Source organism: Roseomonas aerilata DSM 19363 (assembly GCF_000711725.1).
Lineage (GTDB): Bacteria > Pseudomonadota > Alphaproteobacteria > Acetobacterales > Acetobacteraceae > Roseomonas > Roseomonas aerilata.
In genome coordinates this window covers 1-8,459 of record NZ_JONP01000092.1, presented here as the reverse complement: position 1 = coordinate 8,459, position 8,459 = coordinate 1, and the positions used below count along the sequence as shown (strand labels likewise).

General features: G+C 70.2%; 8 protein-coding genes. 3 read left to right on the top strand and 5 right to left on the bottom strand.

Annotated features, from left to right (window positions below; genetic code table 11):
• A partial coding sequence (locus tag BO39_RS28555) for an integrase core domain-containing protein (protein ID WP_156964119.1) occupies positions 1 to 405 on the top strand: 405 nt, incomplete at its 5' end.
• A 257-nt stretch (positions 406 to 662) separates the two neighbouring features.
• Here the strand turns inward: BO39_RS28555 and BO39_RS28550 are convergent.
• The 5 genes from BO39_RS28550 to BO39_RS28530 form a co-directional block, all read right to left on the bottom strand.
• The gene (locus tag BO39_RS28550) at positions 663 to 2,852 is read right to left on the bottom strand and encodes a xanthine dehydrogenase family protein molybdopterin-binding subunit (protein ID WP_043840151.1); all 2,190 of its coding nucleotides are present in this window, start codon (positions 2,850 to 2,852) and stop codon (positions 663 to 665) included.
• A gap of 3 nt (positions 2,853 to 2,855) precedes the next feature.
• Entirely contained in the window at positions 2,856 to 3,851 is a 996-nt protein-coding gene (locus tag BO39_RS28545; protein ID WP_043840150.1) for an FAD binding domain-containing protein, read from the bottom strand.
• A 4-nt stretch (positions 3,852 to 3,855) separates the two neighbouring features.
• Positions 3,856 to 4,461, bottom strand: coding sequence for a (2Fe-2S)-binding protein (locus BO39_RS28540; RefSeq protein ID WP_211257607.1), 606 nt, complete (start codon positions 4,459 to 4,461; stop codon positions 3,856 to 3,858).
• A 123-nt stretch (positions 4,462 to 4,584) separates the two neighbouring features.
• Entirely contained in the window at positions 4,585 to 5,472 is an 888-nt protein-coding gene (locus BO39_RS28535; RefSeq protein ID WP_052403002.1) for a helix-turn-helix domain-containing protein, read from the bottom strand.
• Positions 5,473 to 5,710: 238 nt separating this feature from the next.
• Positions 5,711 to 6,697: an MBL fold metallo-hydrolase gene (locus BO39_RS28530; RefSeq protein WP_169742895.1), complete on the bottom strand. Its 987-nt coding sequence runs from the start codon at positions 6,695 to 6,697 to the stop codon at positions 5,711 to 5,713.
• Positions 6,698 to 6,816: 119 nt separating this feature from the next.
• Here BO39_RS28530 and BO39_RS28525 point away from each other — a divergent pair, with 119 nt between their 5' ends.
• Positions 6,817 to 7,719: a LysR family transcriptional regulator gene (locus tag BO39_RS28525; protein WP_211257606.1), complete on the top strand. Its 903-nt coding sequence runs from the start codon at positions 6,817 to 6,819 to the stop codon at positions 7,717 to 7,719.
• A 425-nt stretch (positions 7,720 to 8,144) separates the two neighbouring features.
• The coding region (locus BO39_RS28520) for an IS5 family transposase (RefSeq protein ID WP_043840152.1) at positions 8,145 to 8,459 on the top strand (315 nt) is incomplete at its 3' end.

Genomic DNA, 8,459 nt, shown 5'->3' with positions numbered 1-8,459 from the left:
CAGGAGCTGACGCTTACCGCCCTGAGGATGGCCATCACCAGCCGCCGGCCAGGTCCAGGGCTGCTGCACCACGCGGACCGCGGCAGCCAGTACGCTGCCCATGACGACCGCCGCCTGCTGGCCAAACACGGCATGCGCTGCTCGATGAGCCGGAAAGGCGACTGCTGGGACAGCGCCCCCATGGAAAGCTTCTTCGGCAGCCTCAAGACCGAACTCGAGGAGGACGGACCGTGCCCGACCAGGCAGGCCGCACGATCAGCCCTCTTCGCCTTCATCGAAGGCTTCTACAACCAGCAGCGCCTCCACTCAGCAATCGGCTACAAAGCGCCAGCTGAGATGGAACAACTCGCCGCGGCCGCCTGGGCCGTAACCCGTGTCCACTCAAACAGGGGAAGGCCACGGTGAGGTTGACCATCTCGAAGGAATGGATGGAGACGTGGGTGGGGTTGGTGAAGCCGTTCTTCTCCAGCGTGTCGACTAGCAGCTGGCTGGCTGTGTCCACGCCGATCAGCGAACCGCCCGCATAGACGCCGTTGTACTCGAAAGATGTGTCGTGCTCGGTGTGGGGATAATGCTGAACGTCACACCCACCTCCGCCTCGGGCTGGCAGGCTTCGCCGTGGGCAGGCCCGAGATGATCGACGTGCAACTGGTCTAGATGTTTCAGAGTAGATCCTCGACCCGGATCGGCAGCGCCCGCAACCGCTTCCCGGTGGCGTGGTGCACGGCGTTGGCGATCGCCGGCGCGACGCCCACCATCGCCACCTCGCCCAGCCCCTTCACCCCCGCCCTATTCAGCCGCGGATCGGGCTCGTCCACGAACTCCACCTCGATCGTGCCGATATCGGCGTTAACAGGCACTACGTATTCGGCCAGGTCGGCGTTGAGGAATCCGCCATGGCGCGGGTCTACCTCGCTCACCTCCCGCAGTGCGGCGCCGATTCCCCAGACCACGCCGCCCCGCAGCTGGCTGGCCGCCGTGCGCGGGCTGACCACGCGGCCGCAATCCACCACGCTGACGACGCGGGGCACACGGACGCGGCGGGTGCCCGGCTCCACCCGCACCTCCACGAAATGCGCGGCATGGCTGAGGCTGACGAACTCCGGATAGGCCGGGCCCACCGCCGCCGGCAGGCCGGTGTTGAGGCGTCCCATCGCCGCCTCCGGCTGCCCGGGCGCGCGGCGGCTCACCTCCACCTCCAGGAAGGGGCGGCCGGCGGCACGCAGCCGTTCCGCATGCGCAGGAGCCGGCGGCAGCGCCTCCAGCGCGCGCAGCAGGGCGTCGCAGGCGTCGTCGGTGACCGGGACGACGGTCGCCGTGCCCCAGGAGCCAGCGGTAAGGTGCTGCGGGGTGCCGCCGGTGCTGCCGATCTCCAGCACGATCCGCCCGGGCTCCACCCCGAGGCGCCGGACGAGCACGGCGGTGATCGCGGTGCGGATCCCCTGCCCCATCTCATGCCCGCCGACGCCCAGGGTGACCGAGCCGTCGGCCGAGAGCCGCAGCTTGGCGATCGCCGGCGCGGTCGCGGCCTTATAGGCCCCGGCGGCCACGCCCCAGCCGATCAGGGACCCGTCCTCCCCGCGCATTGAGCCTGGCTCCATGCTGCGCCGGTCCCAGCCGAAGCGGGCCGCCCCCCGGCGCAGGCACTCGGCGAGGTGGCGGGAGGAATAGGGCCGGCCGGTGATCGGGTCGGCCGTCGCGTCATTCGCCAGCCGCAGCGCCACCGGGTCCCGCCCCAGCCGGTAGGCCAGCTCGTCTACGGCGCTCTCCACCGCGAAGGCGGCGGCGTGCTCGAAGGGCGGGCGCATGTAGCCGGGCGTCTGCACGTCGGTGCGCACCAGCCGCTCGCGGCCGCGGAAATTCGGCACGCCGTAGAGGCGGGCGGAGAGATCCGTGTACAGCGTGGGGAAGAGGTCGTGGCGCGAGGTCTGCGAATTCGTCTCGTGGATGAGCGCCTGCATCCGGCCCTCCGCATCCGCCCCAATCCGGATGCGGTGGCGGCTGGCCGGGCGGAAGCTGCTGTCGTGAAAGATCTGCGCCCGGGTGACAACCAGCTTCACCGGCCGCCCCAGCCGCCGCGCCGCCTCCGCCGCCAGCACGGTATGCGCCTGCAGCGAGTTCTTCTGACCGAACCCGCCACCGGTGGAGGGCGAGAGCACGGTGACCCGCGCCGGCTCGATCTCCAGCTGCCGCGCCAGCCCGTGCCGGATCGCCTCGGCGTTCTGGGTGCCCTCATGCACGGTCAGGTGCCCATCCCGCCACTCGGCGACGGTGGAGAGCATCTCGATCGGGTTCTGGTGCTGCGCGGGCTGGTGGAACTCGGCCTCGACCCGCACGGGCGCGGCGGCGAAGGCGGCTTCTGCCTCGCCGGCAGTGACATCGGCGAACATCGGCTTGGGCAGCGGTGAATCGGCCTGGGCGATGATGTCCGAGGGCGGGGCGTCGAGCGTCACCTGATGCGGCTGGGCCGCGTACTCCGCGCGGACCAGCCTTGCGCCCTCCGCCGCGGCTTCAAGGCTGTCCGCCACCACCACGGCGATCGGCTGGCCGCGATAGGCGATGCGCGGGGAGGTGACGGGCTGCAGGCTCTGGAAACCGTATCCGCCGCCCATGATGAAGCCCGGCGACTTCACCCCGGCTAGTTCCGCATGCGTGAGCACAAGCCGCACGCCGGACACTGCACGGGCGGCTGCGGTGTCGATGCGCCGGATGGTGCCGCACGCGATCGTTGCAGTGGCCAGCACGGCATGCGCCAGGCCCGGCCGGGCGTCGTCGGCGGCGTAGCGCAGGGCGCCCCGCACCTTGTCCCACGCGTCGATGCGGGGTGCGTCGGGGTAGGAGGTGTCGCTCATGCGTCAGACCCTCTGCCGTGCGATCAGGAGGGCGTCGGCCACGGTGCGGGCGCCGAGCTCGATCCTGAAGGCGTTGTGGTGGCCGGGGCGGGCGCCACGCAGGGCGGCGTCCCCGGCAGCGCGGGCCGCCTCGGCGGTGAGCCGCTGCCCGACCAGGCCGCGCTCCGCCTCCCTCGCCCGCCAGGGGCGCGTGGCGAGGCCGCCCAGCGCGATCCGCGCCTCTCGCACCACCTCTCCCTCCATCCGCAGCGCGACGGCGGCGGAGGCGAGCGCGAAGGCGTAGGATTCGCGATCCCGGATCTTGTGGTAGGTCGAGGCGCGCCCGAGGGGCGTGACCGGCACCCGGATGCGCAGGATCATCTCGTCCCGCCCCAGACTCGTCTCCACCTCAGGCGTCGTGCCGGGCTCGCGGTGCAGGGCGTCCAAGGGAATGCTGCGCGATCCGTTCGGGCCCGCCACGTCCACCACCCCATCGAAGGCCGCCAGCGCCACGGCCCAGTCGCCGGGGTAGGTGGCGATGCAGGCCTCGCTACCGCCGAGCACGGCATGGCCGCGATCGATCCCCTCCCGCGCCGCGCAGCCGCTGCCGGGCACGCGCTTGTTGCAGGCGAAGGGCTCGCCGCCGCGGAAATAGGCGCAGCGCGTGCGCTGCAGCAGGTTGCCGCCAAGGCTGGCCATGTTCCGCAGCTGCTGCGAGGCGGCCTTCCACAGGGATTCCGACAGGGCGGGATACTCCGCCACCAGCCGGGGATCGGCCGCCACGTCGCTCATCCGCGCACCGGCACCGAAGACCAGCTCGCGCGGCCCCGTCGTATCGAAGCCGCGGATGGCGGGCAGCGCGTTGATGTCCACCAGCCGCTCCGGCGCCTCGACGCCGAGCTTCATCAGGTCATACAGGGTGGTGCCGCCGGCCAGGAAGCGCGTGCCGGCTCCTCCCGCAGAAACAGCGCGGATCGCGGCCGCCTGGCCATCCGCCCGGGCATAGGAGAAGGGGCGCATCGGCTCAGCCCACCCGCATCTTGGGCGCGGCGTCCTGGATCGCGGCCAGGATCCCGGCATAGGCGCCGCAGCGGCAGAGATTGCCGCTCATGTACTCGCGGATCTCATCGGGATTGCTGGCATGGCCCTCCTGCACGCAGGCGATGGCCGCCATGATCTGCCCGGGCGTGCAGTAGCCGCATTGCAGGGCATCATGGTCGATGAAGGCCTGCTGCATGGGATGCAGGTCGCCCTCGGCAGGCGCGATGCCCTCGATCGTCGTCACGGCGCGGCCGTCGGCCTGCACCGCGAGCGTCAGGCAGGAGGCGACGCGCCGGCCGTCCAGATGCACCGTGCAGGCGCCGCACTGGCCGTGGTCGCAGCCCTTCTTGGCGCCTGTCAGCGCCAGCCCTTCCCGCAGCGTGTCGAGCAGGGAGGCGCGGGGATCGAGGACGAGGCGCCGGGCCTCGCCATTCACCGTCAGGCTCACCTCCAGGCTGCCCGGCACGCTGCCCCGCGTGGCGGCACCCTGCGCGGCGGCGTCTGACCGAACCAGCGGAACACCGGCGAGGGTCGCGCCGATCACCAGGCCACGGCGACTGACGGGGATGTCGCCTCGTTCGTGGGGCATCTCGTCCATCGCGTCGGTCTCCGGTCAGGCAAGGCGTTCAGGCCGCGAGATTAAACTGCCGTCACCTCACCGGGCGCTCGCGATCCTGCCGAAGTCCCTCGCGGAATTGCCGTCGCCGTATTGTTACCGCACCCCTGCACGGTAGGCGGTGGGCGAGACGCCGACGATGCGGCGGAAGGCGGTTGCGAAGTGGGAGGGGTTCTCGTAGCCGCACAGGAAGGCGATGGCCGAAACAGGCTCCCGCCCGGCCTCGAGGTGCCGCCGCGCCGCCTCCATGCGCATGCGCGTCAGCCTGCGGATCGGCGTCTCGCCATGGACCTTGCGGAAGACGCGCAGAAGATGGAACGGGCTCATCCCCGCCTCGCGCGCCAGTTCGTCCAGGGTGAGAGGGCGCGCGAGGTTGCTCCGCATGAACTCCTCCACCCGGCGCAGCCGTGGATGCGGCAGCAAGGCCGGCGACCTCGGCGTCAGCCTGGCATGCCGAAGGAGGATATGGGCGGCGAGCAGCTCGCACGCGGCCTCGGCATAGAGCTCCGGCGCCCCGCAGGACAGCGCCTCCGACAGGCTCAGCATCACCTGCGCGACGAGCGGATCGCAGTAGGCAAGGTCGTTCGGCATGGCCAGCCGCGCCGGGTCCATGGCCGAGAGGTCCCCGGCCACCCGGCGGAGCGTGGAGGCAGGCAGGTGCAGATGCAGGGTCTCGTTCGGCTCCTCCCCGCGCCAGCGCAGGATGGCCTCATGCCCGGGAGCCGTCATGCCGAGGCTGCCCGTTCCGTACCGCGTACCGCGCCAACGGCCACCAGCGCGGGATTCGATGTCGAAGCAGCCGTCCGTCACGAGGACGATCACCTGGTCGGCGGAGGGGGGAACCACGAACTCCTCGATGACCGCGGGGGCCGTGTAGCGCCGCAGCAGGATGGATCCCCAAACGGCCTTGCTGCAGGCCGCGAGCGCGATCCGTGCCCGCGCATGCGCCGCCAGGCTTGCGGCGTGGTGATCCTCTCGCATCATGGGACGGCAGGCGCTGACGCGGACGATGGACGGCGGCTTAGACCTATCATCGCGCGCCGGCAGCTCCGTTTCCCGCCTTGCTGCAGACGCAGCGAGGATCGCCTGAGCGGACCGCGCCAGAAATTTCGACGCGGTCCTTCGGGGACGCGCCCGCGGCGCGCGCCATGAATTCGCAGGTACCCGGCATGCAAGCGGAGGCGGTCACGCGCTCTCTCCTCTCTCCTGGTCCGGCGGGCGGTCAGAACTGCCAGTGGGCGGGGACCCAGGCGTATCCCGTATCGGTCCTCAATATCCGTCCAAGACCCGGAAAGGGGTAGTGGAATCCGAGCACGAGAAGCCGGTCCGCCGCTGCCCGATCGAAGATGCGGCGGCGCGCCTCCAGCGCCGCGTCCCTGTCGCGGTCCGGCCCTGGCCGCCAGTTGCGGTCGATGTTGATGACCGGCTGGTAGGCGAGGTCCGCCGTCAGCAGCAGCTGGTCGCTCCCGGAATGCACAAGGAAGGTGACCATCCCCGGCGTGTGCCCGGAGGCGGCGATCGTGGTGAGGCCCGGCACGATCTCCTGCCCGGCTTCGTAGAGCTGCACATCGCCTGCGACGGGCTCGACGCTGCGCTTGATGGCGGCGGCGAAGCTGCGCCGGAATTCCGCGGGCACGGGCATGTAGGAGAGGTCGGGCTCGCCGCGGACGAAGAAGTCCCAGTCGGCACGGGGCACGAACACCGCGGCCCGCGGAAAGGCGCGGCCACCATCCGCCGCGCGGAGATTGCCGACATGGTCCGGATGCGTGTGGGAGACGACGATCGCGTCGATGTCGTTCGGCGTCAGGCCAATGGCCGCGAGGCTGGCGAAGAAGCGGCCGCCATTCGGCCCCATGCTCTGCCCTGCCCCGGCCTCGAGCAGGACGCGGCGCCCGCCCGTCTCGAGCAGCAGCGTGTTCAGGTTCAGCGTCATGTGGTCGGTAGGGAGGAAGGCATTCCGCAGCACCGCTCCCAGTTCGGCCTCCGCCGCATCAATGGCGTATACACGGGGCGGCCCGCCGATCACGCCGTCGCTGAGCACCGTCGCGGTGATCTCACCGACCCTGAAGCGGTAATGCCCGGCATTGCCCGCGCTTGGCGTCATGCCCTGCGCCGCGGCGTGTCGGCCCAGGCTTCCTGCGAGCCCAATGCCGCCTGCGGCGGCTGCAGCCAGCATGATCGCCCGGCGATTGATCGTGAGGCCTGTCACGGCATGTCATCCTCGTCCTGACCCCCGCGGCGTGCGGAAGCCGTGGCCCAGAGATGACAGCCGGCAGGTGCCCGGATAAGTTGGCGAATGCTACCAGCCTTGATAAGCTGCCCCTTGCAATGACGTCGTCGCTTCGGCTCGACAGCCTGGAGGTTTTTGCGGCCATCGTCCGGTGCGGCGGCTTCCGGGCGGCCGCGGCGGAACGCGGCGTCTCATCGGCGGCACTGAGCCAGACGATCCGTTCGCTGGAGGCCGGGCTTGGCCTCCGCCTGCTGAACAGGACGACCCGCAGCGTCGCACCGACGGAAGCCGGCAAGCGGCTGCTGGCCCGCCTCGCGCCGGCGTTGCACGAGATCAGAACAGCGGTGGACGATCTCGACGGGCTCCGCGAGCGGCCCTCCGGGACGCTGCGCATCAACGCCCCGCCGCCGGCGATCGATCATGTTCTCTGTCCGCTGGTTTTCGAGTTCCTGGAACGCTACCCCGAAGTCCATGTGGAGCTCGTGAGCGACGCGGCCATTATCGACATCGTGGCCCAGGGCTTCGATGCGGGCGTCCGGTTCGGGCAGCAGCTGGCGAAGGACATGATTGCCGTCCCGCTCGGGCCCTCGCTCCGATACGCGATCGTCGCAGCGCCCTCCCACCTCCGGCGGAATGGCGAGCCGCGCACCCCGGAGGACCTTGTCGGACAGGACTGCATCCGGCGCCGCTTCCCCGGGGGTACACTAGTCACCTGGCGGTTCGAGAAGGGCGGCATGGCGGTAGAGGTCGCGCCCGAGGGGCGCCTGACGCTGAGTTCCGCCCATCATGAACTCAGCGCTGCGCTTGCCGGACAAGGCATCGCCCATCTTCTCCAGGACTATGTGCGGCCGTCTGTCGAGGTGGGGTCTCTCGTCGAGCTCCTTCAGGACTGGAGCCCGAAGCTGCCGAGTTGGTTCCTCTACTATCCGAACAGGCGCCATCCCAGCGCCGCGATGAGAGCTTTCCTGGACCTTGTCGCGATACGGCGCGCGCAGGCCTGATCAGCCGCGCCAAGCTCGCTTCCATCTGCGCCGTGCGGTCTCCTCGACAGCTACGAGCGGCAACGCAAGACCCACATTTGGGACATTGTGCAGCTGGCGCTCGCCATGAGGAGGTGGGCACGCCGCGGAGCCAGCTGCGCGGAGCCCACCCCCGGCCGGGTTCCGCACCTTTGGAATCTGGCCGGCGGCGCGCGATTACGTGGTGAAGATGCGCTACAAGCTGCCCCTGCACTTCCGCGAGGGCTTCCTGTTGCCGGACGACCGTGGCCCGGACTCGCTGGTCGGCCGATTGCTGCCGCAACCAGGCCCGGGGGGGAGGCGCAGGCCGTATCCTGGATGTCCTTAGTGTCCATCCGGGAACAGGTAGCGTCATTTGAATCGGTTGTGATTGGCTCCTGGCGGCGGGTTGAGGAAGAAGAGCGTTCATGTGGACGCCCGAAAACCGGCTCAGATACGACCGCAGCAAGCTGCGCTACCCGAGCGATCTGACCGACGAAGAATGGTCGATCGTTGGCCCGCTGATCCCGCGTGCGAAGCGCGGCGGCAACAGGCGGTCGGTCGACGAACGCGCGGTACTGGATGGGGTGATGTACATCCTGAGCACCGGCTGCCAGTGGGCCGCTCTGCCAAAGGACCTGCCCCCACGCAGCACGGTGAACGACTACCTGCGACGCTGGGACGAGGACCGGACGCTCGATCGCATCCACCATGCGCTCTACGTGCTGTGCCGGGAGCAGGCT

Coding starts and splice junctions, on each gene's coding strand:
- BO39_RS28525 (WP_211257606.1), top strand. CDS start 6,817: ATGACGTCGTCGCTTCGGCTCGACAGCCTGGAGGTTTTTGCGGCCATC.
- BO39_RS28545 (WP_043840150.1), bottom strand. CDS start 3,851: ATGCGCCCCTTCTCCTATGCCCGGGCGGATGGCCAGGCGGCCGCGATC.
- BO39_RS28550 (WP_043840151.1), bottom strand. CDS start 2,852: ATGAGCGACACCTCCTACCCCGACGCACCCCGCATCGACGCGTGGGAC.
- BO39_RS28540 (WP_211257607.1), bottom strand. CDS start 4,461: ATGCCCCACGAACGAGGCGACATCCCCGTCAGTCGCCGTGGCCTGGTG.
- BO39_RS28535 (WP_052403002.1), bottom strand. CDS start 5,472: ATGATGCGAGAGGATCACCACGCCGCAAGCCTGGCGGCGCATGCGCGG.